This window comes from Vibrio kasasachensis, from assembly GCF_050337565.1.
In the GTDB taxonomy this organism is placed as follows: domain Bacteria; phylum Pseudomonadota; class Gammaproteobacteria; order Enterobacterales; family Vibrionaceae; genus Vibrio; species Vibrio kasasachensis.
Map to the genome: position 1 here is coordinate 211223 of NZ_JAKJTB010000011.1, position 20886 is coordinate 232108.

Annotated in this window: 16 protein-coding genes and 1 pseudogene; 9 read left to right on the forward strand and 8 right to left on the reverse strand. The window is 42.6% G+C overall.

From position 1 onward, the window contains the following. Positions 1-41: 41 nt before the first annotated feature. Positions 42-1274 carry an NAD(P)/FAD-dependent oxidoreductase gene (locus L4C38_RS07830; protein ID WP_428796976.1) on the reverse strand — a complete coding sequence of 411 codons (1233 nt, stop codon included), beginning with the start codon at positions 1272-1274 and terminating at the stop codon, positions 42-44. A gap of 792 nt (positions 1275-2066) precedes the next feature. On the opposite strand from L4C38_RS07830, the gene L4C38_RS07835 reads away from it, so the two are divergent. After that, positions 2067-2537, forward strand: a complete 471-nt coding sequence (locus L4C38_RS07835; protein ID WP_428796977.1) for a GNAT family N-acetyltransferase — start codon at positions 2067-2069, stop codon at positions 2535-2537. A 270-nt stretch (positions 2538-2807) separates the two neighbouring features. Here L4C38_RS07835 and L4C38_RS07840 read toward each other — a convergent pair. Beyond that, positions 2808-2983, reverse strand: a pseudogene (locus L4C38_RS07840) (IS110 family transposase); the annotation flags it as partial. A gap of 103 nt (positions 2984-3086) precedes the next feature. Between L4C38_RS07840 and L4C38_RS07845 the strand changes: the two are divergent. Together L4C38_RS07845 and L4C38_RS07850 are read left to right on the forward strand one after the other, a co-directional pair. After that, complete coding sequence (locus tag L4C38_RS07845; protein WP_428796978.1) at positions 3087-3482, forward strand: ACT domain-containing protein; 396 nt, start codon at positions 3087-3089, stop codon at positions 3480-3482. 135 nt (positions 3483-3617) lie between these two features. Beyond that, positions 3618-3929, forward strand: coding sequence for a cupin domain-containing protein (locus L4C38_RS07850; protein WP_428796979.1), 312 nt, complete (start codon positions 3618-3620; stop codon positions 3927-3929). A 15-nt stretch (positions 3930-3944) separates the two neighbouring features. Here L4C38_RS07850 and L4C38_RS07855 read toward each other — a convergent pair whose 3' ends face one another. Beyond that, positions 3945-4691, reverse strand: coding sequence for an RluA family pseudouridine synthase (locus L4C38_RS07855; RefSeq protein ID WP_428796980.1), 747 nt, complete (start codon positions 4689-4691; stop codon positions 3945-3947). An 815-nt stretch (positions 4692-5506) separates the two neighbouring features. Here L4C38_RS07855 and L4C38_RS07860 point away from each other — a divergent pair. After that, positions 5507-7909 (forward strand): hypothetical protein, encoded by a 2403-nt coding sequence (locus L4C38_RS07860; protein WP_428796981.1) that lies wholly within the window; start codon positions 5507-5509, stop codon positions 7907-7909. Between the two features lie 327 nt (positions 7910-8236). Beyond that, positions 8237-8725 carry a 2-thiouracil desulfurase family protein gene (locus L4C38_RS07865; RefSeq protein WP_428796982.1) on the forward strand — a complete coding sequence of 163 codons (489 nt, stop codon included), beginning with the start codon at positions 8237-8239 and terminating at the stop codon, positions 8723-8725. A gap of 161 nt (positions 8726-8886) precedes the next feature. Here the strand turns inward: L4C38_RS07865 and L4C38_RS07870 are convergent, their stop codons facing one another. Next, positions 8887-9534 (reverse strand): HAD-IA family hydrolase, encoded by a 648-nt coding sequence (locus tag L4C38_RS07870; RefSeq protein WP_428796983.1) that lies wholly within the window; start codon positions 9532-9534, stop codon positions 8887-8889. A gap of 188 nt (positions 9535-9722) precedes the next feature. On the opposite strand from L4C38_RS07870, the gene L4C38_RS07875 reads away from it, so the two are divergent. Continuing rightward, positions 9723-10577 carry an AraC family transcriptional regulator gene (locus L4C38_RS07875; RefSeq protein ID WP_428796984.1) on the forward strand — a complete coding sequence of 285 codons (855 nt, stop codon included), beginning with the start codon at positions 9723-9725 and terminating at the stop codon, positions 10575-10577. A gap of 162 nt (positions 10578-10739) precedes the next feature. Here L4C38_RS07875 and L4C38_RS07880 read toward each other — a convergent pair whose 3' ends face one another. Then, positions 10740-11489 carry a 5'-methylthioadenosine/adenosylhomocysteine nucleosidase gene (locus L4C38_RS07880; protein WP_428796985.1) on the reverse strand — a complete coding sequence of 250 codons (750 nt, stop codon included), beginning with the start codon at positions 11487-11489 and terminating at the stop codon, positions 10740-10742. A 269-nt stretch (positions 11490-11758) separates the two neighbouring features. Between L4C38_RS07880 and L4C38_RS07885 the strand changes: the two genes are divergently transcribed. Beyond that, positions 11759-13312, forward strand: a complete 1554-nt coding sequence (locus tag L4C38_RS07885) for a glutamate synthase-related protein (protein WP_428796986.1) — start codon at positions 11759-11761, stop codon at positions 13310-13312. A 97-nt stretch (positions 13313-13409) separates the two neighbouring features. On the opposite strand, the gene L4C38_RS07890 is transcribed toward L4C38_RS07885, so the two are convergent. Both L4C38_RS07890 and L4C38_RS07895 read right to left on the reverse strand, forming a co-directional pair. Beyond that, positions 13410-14345 (reverse strand): glycyl-radical enzyme activating protein, encoded by a 936-nt coding sequence (locus tag L4C38_RS07890; RefSeq protein WP_428796987.1) that lies wholly within the window; start codon positions 14343-14345, stop codon positions 13410-13412. Positions 14346-14427: 82 nt separating this feature from the next. Further along, positions 14428-16719 carry a pyruvate formate lyase family protein gene (locus tag L4C38_RS07895; protein ID WP_428796988.1) on the reverse strand — a complete coding sequence of 764 codons (2292 nt, stop codon included), beginning with the start codon at positions 16717-16719 and terminating at the stop codon, positions 14428-14430. 260 nt (positions 16720-16979) lie between these two features. Between L4C38_RS07895 and L4C38_RS07900 the strand changes: the two genes are divergently transcribed. Together L4C38_RS07900 and L4C38_RS07905 are read left to right on the forward strand one after the other, a co-directional pair. After that, positions 16980-17666, forward strand: a complete 687-nt coding sequence (locus L4C38_RS07900) for a GntR family transcriptional regulator (RefSeq protein WP_428796989.1) — start codon at positions 16980-16982, stop codon at positions 17664-17666. 270 nt (positions 17667-17936) lie between these two features. Continuing rightward, positions 17937-19856 (forward strand): PTS fructose transporter subunit IIABC, encoded by a 1920-nt coding sequence (locus tag L4C38_RS07905; protein WP_428796990.1) that lies wholly within the window; start codon positions 17937-17939, stop codon positions 19854-19856. A gap of 95 nt (positions 19857-19951) precedes the next feature. Here the strand turns inward: L4C38_RS07905 and L4C38_RS07910 are convergent, their stop codons facing one another. After that, positions 19952-20863 (reverse strand): LysR family transcriptional regulator, encoded by a 912-nt coding sequence (locus tag L4C38_RS07910; protein WP_428796991.1) that lies wholly within the window; start codon positions 20861-20863, stop codon positions 19952-19954. Between the last annotated feature and the right edge of the window lie 23 nt (positions 20864-20886).

Below are 20886 nucleotides of genomic sequence, written 5' to 3' on the forward strand. Positions count from 1 at the left end.
GAGAAGTACCTAAGTACTCCTCTTTAAATAGTGAATCGAATTTAAGAGATATTGTGTTTGTAGAATGGGTTAAGCGAATTCTTAACTCGCTTCAACAGCATCAACGCGGTCACTCGTCCCCATCCAAACAAAATACTCTGATGGAGGCGAAAAATAGTATCGTAAAGGTTCCGCACTAATCGCCCACGTAGAATCAACTTGTTGTTGAAAAGACTGCCCACTGCATAATCATGACCAACCGCAATCACCATTCCACCATCATTAAATACAAATGGTTTAAGGGCTTTGCCTTTTAGCATGCGTTTTATCTGGCTAGCCAAATGACCAGCAGCTTGATTGGCTGCTTGCGCTCTTGGTGGTACAAAGCTTCCGTCAGGTTGAGGACACTCAGCGCTGTCACCTAATACAAAAATCGCATCATCAAGTGTGGTACGCAAAGTGGCATCCACTTTAAGTTGATTCAAGCGGTTGGTTTCAAGACCATCAAGCTCTGCCAGCCATGGGGCACATTTAATACCCGCCGCCCATAATTGCAAATCAGCACCAATGATCTCACCACTTGCCGTAACCAATTTACCTTGCTCAGCGCGGTTGACGCGCACATCAGTACGTACTTCTACGCCTAATTTTGTCAGTGCTTTTACTACCTTTTCAGACATGCACTCAGGACCTGCTGGCAACACGCGATCGGACGCTTCAATCAAAGTGATTTTCAACTTTGTATCTTGGCGGTAGCGCTCAAGCTTAGCACTCACTTTAGCCAGTTCTGCAGCAAGCTCTACCCCTGTAGCACCTGCGCCAACAATAGAAATACGATGCTCACCTTGAGCTTTTAGCAATGGGTTAATACGATCCCACGCTTGTTGCGCTTGCAATGCGGAATCAAGGAACAGGCAATGTTCGCTCACGCCTTCGGTTTTAAAATCGTTGCTCACGGCACCAACCGCTATAACCAAGTAATCATATTCCATCGTTGAGATCTCGCCACTCACATCACGGAGCTCAATACTCTTCTCACTACGATTAAGAGCATTCATAGACGCTTGAACATATTGGTAGCGATTGCAGTAAGCATGTTGTAGATAACTCACCGCATCCAACTCATCATCAAACGTACCCGCTGCGATCTCGTGCAAGCGAGGTTTCCAATAGTGATGGCTTGCAGGTTCAACCAATACCACTTGATGTTTATTGCCACGAGCAAAACTTTTTCCAAGACGTGTGACCAGTTCAAGACCGGCAGCACCGCCTCCTACCACTACGATTTTTGACATCGTGATCTCCAAATATGTGTACAGCGCAGAAGAGATAGAGAGTACTAACGCCTAAAAAGGGATACGCAGCACAAACTCAATGGTAGGCATTATATTGTCGTTATTTAATTTGATAATTGGGCAAAAAAACAAATGACTATTACGCAGGTGTAACAATAGACATTCCGATCGTGCCAGCGCTTGATCAAGTAAGATGCGTTATATAAAAGAAGATGTTAAAAATGAAGCCTATTGCTATATAGAAGATTTAATTAGGGGAAATAGATTAGTTCATAGATCACTTTATTTTATCATCACCATTTCAATTCTCATTTGTTTTAATAGCCACAAACTTTAGACTTATCGCGCCTTACGTAGCAGCGCGGATATCATGAAAATTAACTTCGATGCAATGCTCACCAACCGACGGTAAAGGCACGTCTTCTGGATCAAACTGCAATGCCCTTCTCCAAGCTGCTGGCAAGTGCTAATTTGACCAACATCTAAACCGCTCAACAGTGCGGTTTTTTATTCGCCTCAATCTACCTCATCGTTATGCCAATAGAATAGCGCATCACACTCGTTGCCCCATACAGCCACAACAATATAGTAATTCCCCCTCGAAGATTAAAAGCACCACGCCGTTTTTCACATACGTGAAAAAGAACGCCTTTCTGATATAATGCTGATAAACATAAATTAAATGGCATTTTCACTTAGTCTCCAAAACGAACTAAACGGATAAAATGCGTCGAACTAATCGAGCGGCGTGCCCACTAATAAGATGTTATACGAATAAGGAAAATTCGGAATATGGAAATCAAAATAGACGATCTATCGGGTGGTGAAGTCATTAAGCTCCTTGAAGATCACCTAGCAGATATGTATGCCACTTCGCCTCCAGAAAGTGCTCATGCTCTAGACGTTGATGCGCTAAAATCATCAGAAATCACGTTTTTCTGCGGCTGGATTGGGGAAGAATTACAAGGTTGTCTTGCCGTGAAACAACTAACCCCCGTTCATATTGAATTGAAATCAATGAGAACATCTAGTTCTTCTCGCAAGTCGGGTGTTGCTACAAAACTTCTAAGTCATGCATTGAATGCAGCCATCGATAATGGTTGTCAGAAAGTTAGTTTGGAAACCGGCACTCAAGAATTTTTCCAACCAGCTAGAAGTCTTTATGAGAAGTTTGGATTTACATATTGCGAACCGTTCGCTGACTATGACGTTGATCCACACAGTCACTTTATGACGAGAGAGCTGGCAAAAAAATTCGTATAACTAATAAAGATTAAGCGTTGCGGAGCCAACGTTAAATCCCGAGTGTTGAATAAGCCCGAAGCCTTCTCTTTATAGTAAATTGTGCGGTTGTGTTGGGTGGGTGTTTCGCCTTGAGCCTTTTCTCAAGGCAAGTTGAGGCGTGATAGGGATGTAATGCTCACCTTATCAACGTGTTACCTCATCTGTTCGTCTCTGTGTTGGTTATTCTCCTCTGTAAATGGCTGCCATTCTCCTTATTCTGTTCACTTTTCGGCTAGATCGGTCGTGATATGCCCACGCGCCAGAGCAGGCTTCCATACCAATGAGGCAGGGATATTAGCGAATGTATCTAAGAGTTTGTTTCTTTTTACAGTCTTGCGTAAAACGCACTTGCCATATGTATCAACGCCGTGAATACTGAATCCATTCTTGGCGAGAACAACGCCAATAGTTTGAATGGTAGACATAGTGACCTCCGGTTCTTCCGCGTGTACCTAATCACTATGGCACACAATGGTTGAGGGTGAGGAAGTCCATTTCATTCGTTAGCAATATAAGGAAATATTACATATGTCAGGTATTACAGATTTAGATGAACTACTGCATTCAATGAGCCCAAAGTTGGTTGAAGCTGAATTCGTTTTTTGTACAGTTTCAGGTGAACTTAAAGAGTATATCGAATTAAATCCAGTCGCTACGTTTGTCGAGTCTGAAGGCTTAACTCTTGTCATCGAAAAGTCAGTAGCAGAGAGGGCTGGTCTATATTTTGAAGGCTCGTATAGTCAAATTACACTGACAGTTCATTCTAGTTTGGAAGCTGTTGGTCTTACCGCAGCTGTAGCGAGTAAGTTGGCTTCAAAGGGGATTAGCGCGAATGTAATTGCAGCTTATTATCACGATCATGTCTTTGTTCAAACTAACAAAGCGGAAGCGGCTGTATCAGCGTTAGAAGAGTTCAGCGCATAGCCTTGATTCGTTGTTATCCATACGAATAATAATCAAGCGTTGCGCAGCAGTTTCGTTCAACAAACCGCCAGAGCAGGACAAATAACATTTGGCTTTTAACTGGGCGTTATTCGCTATTCATAATATGGAAGTATCGTGGAAATAATTAGAAGTAAAGAATTCAAATCAGATCGCGCTTGGGGTGCAAAAGACATCGTAAATATGAACGGTATTACTACGCGCTTACATTGGACAGATCAACCTTATAAGTGGCATGTAAACGATGGCGAAGAGGTATTTGTTGTTTTAGATGGCATTGTTGAAATGCTGTTTAAAGAAAATGGACTTGAGCAATCAGCAGTCCTAGAAACTGGTGATATCTTTTATGCATCTATTGGAACGGAGCATGTTGCACATCCTCGCGGAGAAGCAAGAATTTTGGTCGTAGAATCGGAAGGAAGTGTATAGACGTGGCACTTACGACTAAAATGGATTTGGGCTATGACCATGGATAGGTTCACCTGTGGTTGGGTGAGTAAAGTAAATATCGCTGGCATGGAGCATTAAGCGCTGTGATATGTCATTCGCTTCAAGGCCATTGCTTAGCTCTGTGCGATTATAAAGATCACAACCTAAAATAGGATGCCCAAATTCAAGGCTATGGATCCGCAATTGATGGGTGCGACCTGTAATAGGCGTGTATTGCATTAAAGTTCTAGGGGGGTTATCCAAACGACCCATTACCTGATAGTCACTAATGGCACTTTTGCCCGTACTGTGGCAAATCTTTACACGGGGAAACAACGTCTTATCTTTAGCAATAGCCGCTGATATTTGACCACTGTCAGCTTCAACCCATCCCGCTAACATAGCGAGGTAACGCTTTTGCACTGTCCTTGCTTGAAACTGTTGATTCAGACTCTTAGATGCTGCACTGTTAAGCCCCACTACCATAACGCCAGAAGTCCCTAAATCTAGCCGATGTGGTAATTTAGCATCGATAAAAGCTGGCGTCGCTTTTTCAGTAGCGGTAGCACCTTGACCATTAACTAAACGATAGTGCACTGAATCCCAATTAAGCGGGTTTTTACCCGATAAGCTTAACAAACCACTCGGTTTATTGATCAGTAAAATATCATCATCTTGATAAAGGATCTCTACCCTAGCCTGACACTCAGGTGCCACAAAGTTATCAATTATTTCACTAGTAGAAGAGTCAGAGTTAGACATTTAAAGGACCTGATGTACTAAAAGAGAGAAAGTTCAGTTTATAGTGGATCAGTTAATTTGGCCACTACTTTGTCGGTAAATCGAATGCTTTGCAATAGCAGAGACCATCCGAAATTTCTCAACCTATTAAAATTCGCAAAAAGGTTCGCCAGAACGAGAGCTGTTTATACATACCTAATCAAGATTGGGACTGGCTCAAATCGAATGTTGAGTTGGTGATGTTCTGTACCGAAGTATCAGGTAGCTTACGCACATGGTACCACTATTACCGATCCGCCACTTTTAGCACAAATATAAAACTGAAAATAGACAGTAATCCATCAACTTAAATACATAATAAAATCACCCATCAATAATGAATTTTTATTATTACCATTAAAAATATCATTCGAAATAAATGAAAAATCAAAATTATAGATCGCGGATTAATTAGCCACCCCATGAAAAACCTGTTCAAGATAATATTTACATATCACCCCACGCGGTTCGTAAAAAGCAACTTAACCTTAACCTTAACCTTAACCTTAACCATGCCAATCTAGAGAAAAATCGACTACATCCTAAATATAATACCTATATAACAACCAATTAGGTCCAATTCAATTGTTATCATTAAGTCAAACCCTATTAACGATATTATTCATATTTATTTTATAAAATAAATTGATTCTAATTTAAAACCAATGACATTATAGATTTTAACACCATTAACTTATTAAACCTGTCTTTGGTTGATATTTATAATATTAATTCTGGATAATATCTAGAATTGGCATGTAGAATAATAAAACCAATACAATCAAATAAAAATAAAAATGGAATCTATTTCAAACAATAAAGCTGTTTTCTCTAAAGCAGCAATCGTATTCGCAATCACATCCTTGTTAGTGGCTTGTGGTGGATCAGACGAAGGGAACAACAACGAAGTTCCTGCCAACTGTCTAATAATTCAAGATCAACAAACCTGTTTTGATACCCAACAATCTGCAATCAAAACCGGCAGTTTCAGTATTACCCCAACATCTGGAAACGGTATTGTGCGTTGGAGTGCTCCTGAGGCTACAGCGGTTGAACATGGCTCTAGCACCTACTTTACCTATGACTCTTCTTATGCTGAACCAAACGCGACCATTTTTGCCATCGATCCGAACGACGAAAACAACAAGGTCGAAATTTCCATCGAGCTAACAGAACCAGAGCAAGAGCTTAACATTTACCCAATTCAATTCGCTCTGCAAACCTCTTCAACCGAACTGAACCTAGAATGGCTGCCAATTACTTCAAAAGCAGGTCGGATGGTTGAGATTGCTACGCAAATTGAAGTTACGGAACTTAATAGCGAAGGCAACCCTGAATCATCTGACGTTTACGATGTGCTATCTGGTTCTGCTATGCAAGTAGATATACAGCCTGACTCTAACTACCTAATTACGTTAATCGTAGAAGGCAACAATGAAACTTACCGATCTCTTCCTGTTTCGGTGCAAACTTCACAAGCAGACTACCGAGAGAAGCCAGTCATCACACTCGATGTATTACCACCGATACCGACACAAGAAGTCGGTACATTTATTGATGTTGATGGCGTTCTCTACGTAGTCGCACCAGAGACTTCTAGTGAATCTGGTGAGTCTGGTGAGTCTGGTGAGTCTGGTGAGTCTGGTGAGTCTGGTGAGTCTGGTGAGTCTGGTGAATTATCTTATCAAGAAGCCCATCCATTCCAATTGTTTGAGGATGAAATACCTGAATTCAGCACCGTAATTAGTGAAATAGATGAATCGACTATTCGCGCATTAAGTGAATTGGCGACTGACAACAAAGAACTGATGCGTCTTGACCCTTCAAACAAACCAGCCGTAAGATTTGAGGGGAATGAACTTGTCGTCAACAATATGTATTTCTCTACCAATACGGCGCTATACAACAACGCCGAAAAATCAAAAAAGTGTAGCAGCTTTGGCGGTGTCACAGCCTGCGCAGAAATAAAAAACAAAACCAACTTTCTTCCAAAAATTTCTACTAGCTATAAAGATGGTACCTATATGGTTCGATCTGAAGTCGGGGTAGATGCTGGTATCAATAACACACTTGAAGCCAGTAGTGCAGTGAGTGGCAGTTTTGACCCAATCGGTATCTCACGTAAAGTGACCATTGGTTTCCCTCAAATTAAAGGATTAACATTTGTAAATAAGTTCACTAAAGGTCAAAAAATTTCAGCTGGAGTAACGGTTGGTTTTAGAGGTAAGGCTTCGATCAAATCTCCTAAAGCTGGCTTTGGTATGAAAAATGCTGTTTATGCCAAAATGACAGCAGGTGGTGGTGCAAAGTTCTCTGGCAATATATTCAGCCCCCTACCAAAACCTATTTTTGAACAGCCTAAAGCAAAATTCAGTGCTAACATTGCTCAACCATATTACGACAACGGTATGTCTTATATTTCTGTCAAAGAAAACCTCGAAATAGCGACGCAATTGGATTTCGGCGTATATGCAAAAGTACAGTTACTGAAAGGGTTTATTGTTACACTCAACGCTTATGAGCGTGGTGATGTTGGTGTTAAATATACGTCACCAGTAGAGAGCTTAGTTGGGTTACAAAATCCCGCGAAGTTTATACTGCATACTAACGCCGCTAACATTACAGCGAAAAGTACTGTCGATGGTAGTGTCAAGTTTGACTTGTTGAAGATCAATAAGCCAATGAGTACTTCATTTGGCCATGCCACTCTTTACTCTCTACCAAAACAAGCAAATATTACGCTCGACGCAGCGAGTGTTTGCCTTGCGACAGGCATTTACAATCCTGGCGGTGATGTTCCGCCTGAAGACCTTGGTATTTTTACGGAAGACAACGGCTGGTTGTTTCCTGGCGACAAATACGGTTCAGATAAACACCAGGAGATGATCCCTACCTTTAAAAACGTACTCCTGCTCTCTAAGGAATTGGTAAATAGCGAATCACCCGATCATTTTAGTTTTATCGACACAATCAATACTGATCCAGTTGTTACTCGTGGTGTTTATAAAGTAATCAACAATACAGGTGTTAGTGCAATCAATCACGCTTTCCCTATGATCATCGATTTAAGAACAGAGCACTCAGAAATCGAAACCGAATTCCCTTGGGTATGCTGGGGTGACAGTTTTACAGCCGATAAAGAAAGACTGAACTTTAACCATAAACTAAACAATGTCATTTTCGACCTAGGCACTCTTTAAACTAACAGACTAAGCATTGTGTCGAATCATCGTCGTTGCTAACATTTTTAAAATAGCCCCATAGATTTGCCTCTGTGGGGCTATTTTTATCATCTCTTCTGTTAAATATTGGGGATTGAGTGAAGCATCAACCACCTCTACAAACTCGAAACCTACCTGCTCACAGCTCGAATTAACTATTCTAAAGACCAAACCATCGCAACTCGTGATGTTTCTACTCTGCGTTAACTTTCGTTTTAAAGTGGGGTATAAAAACTCGTATACTGCACTACTCTCCGCCCTATAATTCGGCATTAACTATTCCCCCCCACAAAAAAGGAGCTATTAGTGGAAAAAGTACTCGTCAGTTCGTGCTTAGCTGGCAATAAGGTTCGCTACAACGCGAGCTGTTTATCCATACCTGATCAAGATTGGGACTGGCTCAATTCGAATGTAGAAATGGTGGTGTTTTGTCCCGAAGTCTCGGGAGGTTTACCTACTCCTAGAGCTCCTGCCGAAATCATTAACGGCAAGGGAGTAGACGTTGTTAAAGGGTTTGCTCATGTTGTGGGAAATGATGGCGTCGATGTAACCGAACCCTTCCTATTAGGAGCACAAAAGACGCTGGAAATATGCCAGCAACATGGGATCAAGTACGCGATTCTAGCTGAAGGAAGTCCGTCTTGCGGCAGCTCCAAAATCTATGACGGCACTTTTAGTGGCAACAAGATCGAGGGCTTTGGAGTCACAACCGCCGTTTTGACAAGCGAAGGTATTAAAGTGTTTAGCCAACACACTGTCAAAATGCTAAAAATAGCGTTGGAAACCGATAATTAACAAGTCGATATTCCACTGTAGAATTTCGAGAGCGGAAGAAAATGTGATTACCGCTCCCGATAAAATTTAGTATTTGCCGTTTATTTCTTACTTCGATCAGCGACTTTGGGCTCACCTCTGCACTGTGTTAGCAAGCTGAATGTGAGCCAAATAATTCAATTTTATTTTTTGGAGATAGAAATCCATTTGTTGTTCAGACACACCGAAACATCAAAATAATCTTCGACGACGACACTACCTTCTATATCCACCTTATGTGGTGCAGCGGCATTTATGGCAATGACCTTACTACCAGCCGCCAGAGCTGAACGTATCCCAGCTTCAGCATCTTCAAAAACTAGGCACTGTTCAGCGTTCACTCCCAACTTTTCAGCCGCTAAAAGATATCCTTCAGGGTTCGGCTTCCCCTTTACAACATCTTCGACGGTAATCAAAACATCTGGAATCGGCATTGATGCCGCTTTTAACCGACTCACAGCCAATTCACGTGGTGCTGACGTGAAGATAGCCCAATCATCTTCGCTCAATTGACTTACAAACTCGATGGCACCCGGTATAGGCTTTACCGCATCCACATTCTTTAGCTCGAATACTTCTAGATATTCTATTTCTTTAGCCACATCCAATTGTGGCATGACTTCCCTAATAACATCTGCAGCTGGGCGACCATGAGAGACGGCTAAAATGCTTTCGACATCAATATCATGCTTATTTGCCCATATAGTCCATGCTTTCTCAACGATCTCCTTAGAGTCAACTAGGGTTCCATCCATATCAAAAATAAATTTTGCATAATTCTTAGTTAACATATTCCACACGTCCCTTGGTATTTTAATATCAGAATTTAGTTCACGGCCAAGCTTTCAGCCTGATAATGACTGTGATTATCCCGCAAAAATCGTGTCAACACTTATACTATACAGACATCTTATGGTACTTTTCAGACAACACATGCTGTCATGGATCCTAAATCCGTGGTGAACTGAGCTGGTTAAAAATGAAACCTATTTCTGTAAAAACACTCATTAGACCTGGATATTCTTGGCGCCATTACTCCGATGACTCTCCGATCTCATCTAATTGCGCTCATTACCACAGTGAGTATGAGCTTATTCTACTTTTCAATTTTAAAGGGGTAGCTAAGGTTGGAAACATAGATGTTGTAATACCTTCTTGCTCGTTACTACTAATACCACCCAATGTGCCCCATGACTTAAGCCGCTTAGAAATTGAAAACGATGAAATATACCCAGAACGTCATAGCCTTTGGATAGAGAAGAAATGGATTTCCAACATGGTTATTCACTGCAATGAAATGAGAAAACTGTCGAATTTCTTTAGTAAATCGACAAAAGTAATACAGTTCTCTCAAAAAACATCGCTGGAGGTCAAAGGGGTCGTTGACAAAATTGACTGCAGTACGTCGAGCCTCGAACAATTGTCGGTACTTATGAAGATCTTTTCATTGATAACGCAAGACAAAGAACATGTTTTGCTTAGCTCATCGAATAATGATGTCTTTGAGTTAAATAGAGATAGAGTTGAAGTACTTTCTACTTTTATCAATGATAATTACGCAAAGGAGATTACTTTAGCTAGCCTAGCTAAGCACATCTATTGCAGCGAGAGGACGACAGCTCGAATATTTAAGAGCCATTTTGGTGAGACTTTTAGCCAGAGACTTAAAAAAATCAGATTAAGTCATGCAGCGAATATGATCGAAACAACCAGTTTAAGCATCAGCCACATAAGTAGTAATGTCGGCTACAGCAATCTGTCAAACTTCAACAGGTTGTTCAAGGAATATAAAAGTATGTCACCAACTGAATATCGAACGAAATTTTCAAATTAGATGAAGAATCAATATAGCTAAGAACCTTAGATATAAAACCTAGCAAAAGGCTAATAGATCAGATGTTTTCTCTCTCTAGCAAAGCATCAAGCGCTCAACTAGTGACTCAATCAGCCAGCAACTAATTTGTATTTAGCGACTGGCTGAACTTACTGATAAGTCTTACTTAAGCATTTCTAAAATGATAGCAACCGAGTTGTCAGCGGTTGCTTTCTTCATCTCTTCATAAGTCAGTGCTGCTGAGCCATCAGCCTTGTCAGAAATAGTGCGGATCACCACATATGGAATATCAAATTGATCAGCCACTTGTGCAAGCGCAGCGCCTTCCATCTCTACCGCCTTAGCTTGGAATTCTTTGTATAGGTAAGCCACTTTCTCTTTATTGGCAATGAACTGGTCACCCGACGCGATAATACCAGTAGTGACTTGTTCCTTACCAAGCGCAGTTTGAGCCGCTTCTAACGCTTGTTTCACTAACGCATCAGAAGGTAAGAACACGCGGTTTTCATAACCGTCGAGCAGTCCCATTGGGCTGCCAAACACAGTTAAATCCACGTCATGCTGTACGAGACCAGTTGAGATCACCACGTCCATCGGTTCAAGTTCAGGACCACTTGCGCCTGCAATACCGGTGAAAATAATGGAGCTAACATTAAACTCCGTCGCTAAAAGTGTCGTCGTCAAAGCCGCATTGACTTTACCCACACCTGATTTGGTTACTACAACAGGCTTATTGTTTAGCTGACCAACATGAAAAAGATGTTTACCGATGGTTTTTTCTTCAACGTTGGTTAATGTTGGCAAGATGCCTTCAATCTCAACATCCATTGCGCCAACAATGGCAGTTCGCTCGGTTGAAGCGGCAGTGTTAAAAGAAATAATGGTTAATAAAAGGGCAAAAAAGCGAAACATAAAATATTCTCCTGAAAATATGGGCGGAATCATACTTTACCTGCCACCCGATAACAATCGATTGCGCAATCGTTTGCCTGTTGTTTGGTCAAAGTAGAACTTTGATGGTTTATCAGCATCAGCGCGCAAGGCATTGAAGAGGAATAACAGACCAGATTATTGGCTCATATACGATCAGAGCACCGTACCTGTACTTTCAAATCCGCGCTGAGATTCTACTCTTTAAAGAAAGTCATCATTTAGATGCCATAACAAAGGAAGTAGAGAAAATGAGCAAACCCGTGATCGCAGATAACAAACCCATTAAGGTTGAGCTGACACAAGGTCAAGAATATTACTTCTGTACCTGTGGGCGTTCGAGCGACCAGCCCTATTGTGATGGGTCCCATTCCAGTACGGATTTTAATCCAAAAAGCTTTATTGCCGAGGAAAGTGGCGATGCTTACCTCTGCCGTTGTAAGCACTCAAATAACCTACCGTTTTGCGATGGTAGTCATAAACAGTTCACCAATGAACAAGTTGGGCAAGAAGGTCCTGGGGTACAGACTCAGTCGGTAGAGAAACCCCCTACTGCAATTGAGACAATAGAAGAGCCAACGGTTGAATTCATTCATCAACTTGCCCGTGAGGGGCTTTCAAAACTGGGGCACCATGGGCGAATGACTTCCATGGGTGTTCCTCGACATCTATTACCTCACTGGGATGATATACAAGTTATGGTGGCTCAAATGGCCACCAAACCTTTGCTTGAAGATGTCGCGGTTACGACAGAACTAGTTATTGGTCCACAAGCGAAAAAACCACTACGGCTTAAGATTCCGTTGTTTGTCTCCGACATGAGTTTTGGCTCACTTTCTGAGGAGGCTAAAGTGGCTCTCGCAACGGGTGCCGAACTTGCAGGGACAGGTATCTGTTCTGGTGAAGGCGGCATGCTGCCTGAAGAGCAAGCTGCCAACTCACATTACTTTTATGAGCTCGCCAGTGCTCAATTTGGCTACGATGAGAACAAATTGAAGAATGTACAAGCTTTTCACTTCAAAGGTGGGCAAGGTGCAAAAACTGGCACTGGAGGGCATTTACCTGGTGCGAAGAACGTTGGCAAAATAGCCGAAGTACGCGGAATTGAAACTGGAACTGCTGCTATTTCCCCACCCACATTTATACACTTACATACGGCAGAAGATTTTAAACAGTTCGCTGATAACGTGCGCAAGATAACAGGCGGCATTCCTATCGGATTTAAACTGAGTGCCAACCACATCGAGCAAGATATCCAATTTGCATTAGATGCCAGTGCAGATTACATCATCTTGGACGGTCGCGGTGGTGGCACTGGCGCTGCACCGGAAATGTTTCGTGACCATATTAGTGTGCCAACAATTCCTGCACTTGCACGGGCAAGAGCTTATTTGAATAAAGTTGGCGCTAACGGTCGGGTTACGTTAATCATCACTGGTGGTTTGCGAGTCCCAATAGATTTTGTCAAAGCCTTAGCTTTAGGCGCTGATGGCGTCGCTGTCTCTAATAGCGCTATGCAGTCGATAGGTTGTGTGGCTGCGAGAATGTGTAATACCAACAACTGCCCTGCTGGCATTGCGACTCAAAAAGCTGATTTACGCCAAAGGCTTAATGTGTCGAAAGCCTCAGTCCAGTTGAAGAATTTTTTTGAAGCATCGACCGAGCTAATGCAAGTCATGGCAAGGGCCTGCGGGCATGATCAATTGAGCCAATTTAACGTAAATGATTTGGCAACATGGAATAGAGAAATGGCGCAACTATCTGGGATCAAATATTCGGGTGTCACTTCATTGAGTGATCAATAGCCACAATTTTAGGACGTGGGGAGCCAACTCTTATATCAATGATCCCCATTTAAAATCATGAAAATCGATAGATGAGGTCGACTCGCTCTTTCAATGGTTAACTCAGTGTGACGCCGACTTCACCATAGCTTTTGATCTTCTCAAGCCATTGATTGACGGTTTCATCTTCTGGCAGTTCGGCTTCTACGCTGTAGTCTTTACCGATTTCAGTCGCTTTGCCTTTGCCAAAATTATGGTATGGCAGAACTTCCACTTTTTGAATATTCACCATTGATTCACCCAATTTGGCGATAGCAGCAAAATGGTCTTCAGAGAGATTGTAACCGGGTATGATGGGGCAACGCAGAATTACTTGTACGTCAATCTCATTCAACATTTGTAGGTTGTCGTCCACCAGCTTGCGCGACATGCCAGTGAGCTGTTTATGCAGTTTGTCACCCGTCGCTTTATAATCAAACAGGAACAGATCAACGTAAGGGGCGATGGCTTGGTAATGCTGTTTTTTCGATGCACCATTGGTTTCAATACAGACATGAATACCATTCTGTTGGCACTTTTTCACCAAGGCTAAACAAAAATCAAATTGCTTCAGTGCTTCACCACCGGAAAGGGTAACGCCACCACCGGATTTATCGAAGTAAACTTTGTCTTTAATGATCTCGGCAAAGACTTCATCAACCGACATCTCCTTACCATAAATTTTGAGCGCATCTTGCATACAGACATCCACGCAAAGCCCGCAAGTTTGGCAGGCATCAAAATTAACAATATGGCGACCATCAGCAGTGAAACTGTGTACATCATTAGGGCACACTTGCTCACAGCTACGACAGCCAATGCATTTTTGCGCATTAAAGGCGAGTTGCTTCTTGCTGCTTAAAGACTCAGGGTTATGGCACCAAACACACTTCATTTGGCAGCCTTTCATAAAGACGGCGGTGCGCACTCCAGGACCATCATTGACACTGAATTTTTGAATATCAAACACAATACCCGTTGTTGAATCATTGCCGTTAAAGTGAGTGGTTTGCATGGCGTGCCTCGAATCAAAGCAAGAAAAGAGGGTGATCTAAAAACTCGCTGATCACCCTAAGGTGTTTATATTTCGATTGATATTAATCGTTCAGAGTTCGGTTCAAGATCTCTAGCTGAACATCTTTATCTAGGTTGACAAACTTGGCGCTAAATCCACCCACTCGAACCACTAAGTTCGGGTATTTTTCAGGGTTATGGTAAGCATCTTCAAGCTCACCTTTACCCACCACGCTGACCATAATTTGTGGTCCGCCTTGTTCGAAATACCCATCCAGCAATGCTTCAACAATCATGCGCTTACTTTGGTACATATTTTTGCTGAACTTCATGTTCTGTACTGAGCCTGCATGCACTTCCGCTTTCAGTTTCACTAGCGAGTTAAGCATCGCAGTTGGACCATTTTTGTCAGCACCACTTTGTGGGTTGTTGGCGTTGCTCATGTAAACACCGCGGTGGCGACCGTCCGCAGAAGCACTGGTTGCACGCCCCCACTCGGTATTCACTTGGTTATTGATAATGACAACAAGGTAACTATCCATGCCCACTTTTGCTGCCGAATCTTTAATGCCGTTACAGATGTATTCGTGCATCTCTACCGCGATATCATCAACGTATGCATCATCGTTACCAAACTTTGGCGCGTTGATCAGATCGTACTTCATGCGATCGTAACCATCGAAATCCACTCGCAGCGCTTCAATCAGTTCCACGTAGCTGTATTTTTTGTCTTCAAAAATCACTTTCTTAATCGCAGACAATGAGTCATAAGCGTTGGTGTTACCGTACGTTTCGTTGGTTCCGCCCAGTTTATAGACGCCACCATCAAGCAGCGACTTACTACGACCAATACAGTCATCAGTAAGAATACTGGTAAATAGGAAGCCCACTTCTTGGTTCATCACTTTATAAGAGAACGACTGCGCTTGTGACGTTAGCTCGATGTAGTGACCCAATAAATCTTTGTAGTTCTGCATCACATCATCAAAGCTGGTCACTTGTTCTGGTTTAAGCAGTGCAGTGCCACCACTCTTATCTTTGCCATCCCAAAAATCGGTTCCGCCAGTCAGTGCAATGTTCAAGATTTTAAGAATGTTGATACAAGTGTTTGGCGTGCCCACGCTCTTACCAGACAAAACAAACTCACCACAGCCGAACGGCACGTAATGCTCAGCATCTGATTGTGAAATCTGCATCGAGTTCATCACTGCAGGGACGTTCACATCATCATTGTAAAGGATTGGGTAAGTTAGCCCTTCACCAATCGCATCAAGTGCATCTTGGTAAACACTTTGATTCATGCCTTTGTAGATACGAAGCGTAAATTGAGGCTCAGTGTCTTTGTTTTCGCGCACCGCTTGAATAGCCAGTTTGCAGTAAACATCAGCGGTCTCTGGAGAGCGTCTACCCATACCACCAACAACAACACGACCATTTACCGTGGTCTTACGCGCTTCAATTAAGCGGTAATGAGAGCGGATATAGTTGATCGCTTGTCGCTCAGTAATTCGACCAGCATCAAGGTCAGCAACCAGTAAATCGCCGAGGTAATCATCCATGCGTCCAAAGTTAACCACGCCAGAACATAGGCTGTATAACCAAGAAAGTTGAATACCTTCAAGGAAGGTTTTTGGTTTATTGCTACGAATAGACGTTAGCGCATCAATCAGATCACTCATTTGATGCTTGCGGGTTAGCTCTTCAGTTTTATCAAGCTCTTGAACACAAAGCTGAATATGGAAATCAATCACACGTTCAACAATGTCAAAACAGCCAAGAAACGCACCGTGCAACGAAATTGCTTTCTCATCAGCTTGCTTTTCAGCGGCGATTAATTGGTCGTTAATGCGTTCACGCATTCCCTCGATACCATTGTCGATCAAGGTATTGTAGTCAAGGTACATGCCACTTAGTCGTGCGGTTGCGATCGCTGGGTAATTCACATCAACGAACTTACCTAAGGTTGTTTCTGTTAGCGTTTGGCGGAAATAAATCGAACGAGTATCTCTCTCTTGCCAATACTCTAGCAGTTCATCCACTCGCGGATGATCGGCAGCTGCTAATTCACTTTTAAACGCTTCTAGTTTGTCGAAATTGCAGTAGTGCCCAACACCACCGACAGAGGTAACGCTACCAAACCCAATTGGCAAGGCATCTAAACGCCCTACGACACAATCTTCTGCTTCAATCTGTCTAAATAAAACTGGGTATAGTTCAGAAAGACACGCAACCTCTCTTTGATAAAGATTCGTCTCGTTATGATGTGCACGCGTGTAAGCTTCCATGATTTGCAGCTGAACATTTACTGGCTTTTCACATGGGATTTTTTTGTTTACGTCAACTTGGCTTGGATTATTATCGATTTTGGATGACATGGTAGGGCTCCTCGTATCTTTATGAGCTAACCATAAATCCACACTTAAAATATGTAAATACAAATAATACCGAACATACAAGAATGATGATCTCGATCATGCATCAAACTTATTAGAAACCGCTTTGTTTTTCATCGCTCTTTTCTGGTAACATCCTTGCCATTAAAGGTTAGTCACCTAATTTTACTTAACTCACATGTGTTAACAGGTAACATTTCAAGTGACTAAGACCCACCATTTGTAAAGTTGTAATCTATCTCATGAAATACGTTGAAGTTTATCAGGCGATAAAAGCTGACATCATAAGTGGTCAGTTCCCCGCTTGGTCGCAGCTCGAAGGAGAGCATGCACTCTCAAGCAAATTTGGCGTGAGTCGCCCTACCTTAAGAAAGGCGATTGAGAAGCTAAAACAGGAGTCTTTTGTTCATTCAAGGCAAGGCTCAGGTATGTTTGTAAACCCACCTGAGTTCTATCAAGATAATAATCTGACCAGTATTTCAGAGCGAATAAACAAAGACACTGACTTAAAAAACATTGTGTTAGAGTTTGCTAGTATAGAGGCGGATAAAAGGCTTGCTGATAAATTCAAAATCACTGTTGGGACAAGGCTTCATCACTTCAAAAGAATGCGTATCATCAATGGTGAACCAGCTATTCTTGAAGAAACATGGATGCCACAAAACTTATTCTCAGAGTTCACCGAAGCACATTGTGAGCAGTCGGTGCTAACCTATATCGAACAACAAGCAGGCTACAACATTAGCCACGATGCAAAGACTATCTCAGGCAAGACACTCAACGAGAAAGAAGCGTTTTTGCTGCGCGTTGAACCCAATCATCTTTGTCTTTCTATCCAACATAACGTGTACTTACTGCATTCTGTATTAGCCCAATTCACCATTGAGACTCTGGTTTCCAACAACCTGACAACCGTTTCGATTCGTTAGTGATTTCTTGCGGCTTTACTGCTCGGTAATGCCGCATACCCTCTCGTATTCCATCAACCACCCTTCAAGCTTGAGCTTACAAATACAAGCGTGACGTCGCTCACCTTTTGTTGTACCACATTCGTTACCCAGTTCACAATTTGCCACAAAGCCAGATAAACACAGTCACAATACTGATTTAGATCAATCTCAACTAACAGATCCATTACTAATATTTGTTTAAATTTGTAAATACATAAATAAAAACCTTACAAACAAGAGATCTACATTATGATGAAAGAGATCCTAAATGCGCAGCTAATCAAACTTGATTTAGCTGCGACCGATAAAGAATCGGTATTCAATGAGCTATCACAAGTGCTTGCTGATGCGGGGAAAGTTTCAGATCAGCAACAATTTATACATGATGTATGGGCGCGCGAAGAAACCGGTAATACCGGCTTTGAAGATGGTATCGCGCTACCACACGCCAAAAGTTCGGCTGTTATCTCACCAGCGATTGCTGTTGGTATCAGCAAACAAGGTATTGAATACGGCGCAGAAGACGGTGAGCTATCAACCATCTTTTTTATGATTGCCTCTCCTGAGCAAGCTAGCAATTTTCACGTTGAAGTATTAGCCAAACTGTCCTCTAAAATTATCGAACCCTCATTTCTAGTAAGGCTAAAACAAGCGCAGACTAGTGAAGAAGCTCTCGAATTGCTAACCGCTGAAAACCAATCTGAGCCAGTTCAAGCCGTAGAAAGCAAAGGCTTTATCATTGGTGTGACGGGTTGTCCTGTTGGCGTTGCTCACACTTATCTTGCTGCTGAAGGTATTGAAAACGCCGCAGCACTAATGGGCTACGAATGTAAAGTTGAAACCAATGGCTCAGTTGGCGTAAAGAACACACCAACGCCTGAAGATATCGAACGCGCTGACGCTATTGTTATCGCGTGTGACAAGCAAGTTGATTTAAACCGTTTTAAAGGTAAGCGCGTTATTATCACTGGTGTGAAGAAAGCCATCAGGGATGCTGACAAACTTATTACTCAAGCTCTAGAAGCTCCACTTTATCAAGGCGATGGTAAATCGAACTCAGCTCAAACTGTCACTAGCCCGGGTGGTAAAGGGAAAGATCTCTACAAATACCTAATGAATGGTGTATCACACATGATCCCATTTGTTGTTGTAGGCGGTATTTTGATTGCCCTTGCACTAGCAATTGGTGGCGAGCCAACACCGGGCGGTCTTGCTATTCCTCAGGGCAGCCTGTGGAACAAAATCTTAGATGTCGGTGTGGTTGGTTTCACCTTAATGATCCCAATTCTTGCCGGTTACATCGCTTACGCGATTGCAGATCGCCCAGGTCTTGCTCCCGGTATGATTGGTGGCTGGATTGCCAACAACGGCTCTTTCTATAATGCTGAAGCGGGTACTGGTTTCATCGGTGCAATTATCGCCGGTCTATTAGTGGGTTACTTCGTTAAGTGGATTGTCAGCTTCAACTACTCGAAAATGATTCAACCGCTGGTTCCAATCATGATCGCGCCGATAGCAGGCTCTTTGTTTATCGCTGCTGTCTTTATCTTCATCATTGGTGCACCAATCGCAGACATCATGGATACCATGAACAATGTGCTGGCGAACCTATCTACCGGTAACGTGATTGTGATTGGTATGGTGATTGGTTTGATGCAGGGCTTCGACATGGGTGGTCCATTCGGTAAAGTAGCCTTCCTATTCAGTGTCGGTTTAATTGCTGAAGGTCAAACTCAATTTATGGGTGCTCAAGCCGCAGCTATTCCTGTGGCACCGCTAGGCATGGCACTGGCTGCATTCATTGGCAGCCGCATGAACCTGTTTGAACGTGAAGAAGTAGAAAACGCAAAAGCAGCAACAGCAATGGGTATGGTTGGTATCTCTGAAGGTGCTATTCCATTCGCAGCTCGTGACCCGTTTACTGTTATCCCAGCTAACATGATTGGCTCAGCGGTTGCGTGTGTACTTGGCTTTATGTTCGGGCTGACTTGTAGCGTTGCTCACGGTGGTCCAATTGTTGTACTACTTGGTGCATTCAACAAACCTCTGCTAGCACTGCTTGCGATGGCAATCGGTGTTATCACAACTGCGGCGGTAGCAATTGCACTTAAAAAAATGCGCTACAACAAAGAGATAAAGGCACAAGCCGCTTCACTCGCAACGAACTAAGCTCAGCCCACCTTAAACGCAAATAATTAAATTGCGCTTGAAAAATCAAAGCCAGATCCCCCCTCTGGCTTTTTTCTATTTACCACTTGGGATAATTAAGAAAACAACCTTAATTCTTCCACTACTAGGTCAATAAAGCGGCGCACTTTGGTCGACATGTGTTTACGGCTTGGATAGACCAAGCACATCTCAATTTTGTGTACCGGAAAATCAGCAAATAGCTCAACCAACTCACCATTTTCAATTCCATCTAACAACAATGCTTCCGGTAAGCGGCAAATACCCTGCCCTAATTTACACAAGCTAAGCTCCATCTCTGGGCTATTGGTGGTAAAAACCCCTGTCACATCGATTCGCAGAAGTGAGCCATCACTATCGACGTAGTTCCAGACATAGGGTTGCTTGTGGTTGCTGTAGCAAAGCAACTTATGTCGTGTTAATTCACTAGGGTGCTTTGGTATTCCAAACTGTTTTAGGTAGCTTGGTGACGCCACAGTTCGAGTGCAAGAACGCTGCACGAGGCGGCTTATTAAACTGGAATCTTCTGCATTTGCCGATGATCTCAGTACCACATCGTAACCTTCACCAATCAAATCAACCTTATGATCACTGGCAAGTACTTCAATTTTCACCTTGGGGTACAACTGCATGTACTTGGCTAAAACCGGGCTGAGTTGATCTGCACCAAAATGAACCGGACAACTAATTTTCAATACACCTTTGGGTTCTTCTTGCTTGCCGCTGATCGCCTGCTCAAGTTCTTGCGCACTCTCAATCAACTGCTGACTTTGGCGATAGTAATGCTCGCCTTCCGGAGTAAGGCTCTGTGTTCTTGTTGTTCTGTGCAATAAGCGCACACCCAAGCGATCTTCAAGTTTATTGATTTCTTTACTGATAAATGAGGTGGAGTGACCCGTCACATTCGCTGCATTAGTAAAGCTTCCTTGATCTACCACGGTGGTAAAAATCACCATGCCATCCAACAAATTAGTTTGTGAAACCGCCATAAGTACGCCTATTAAGAGCCATA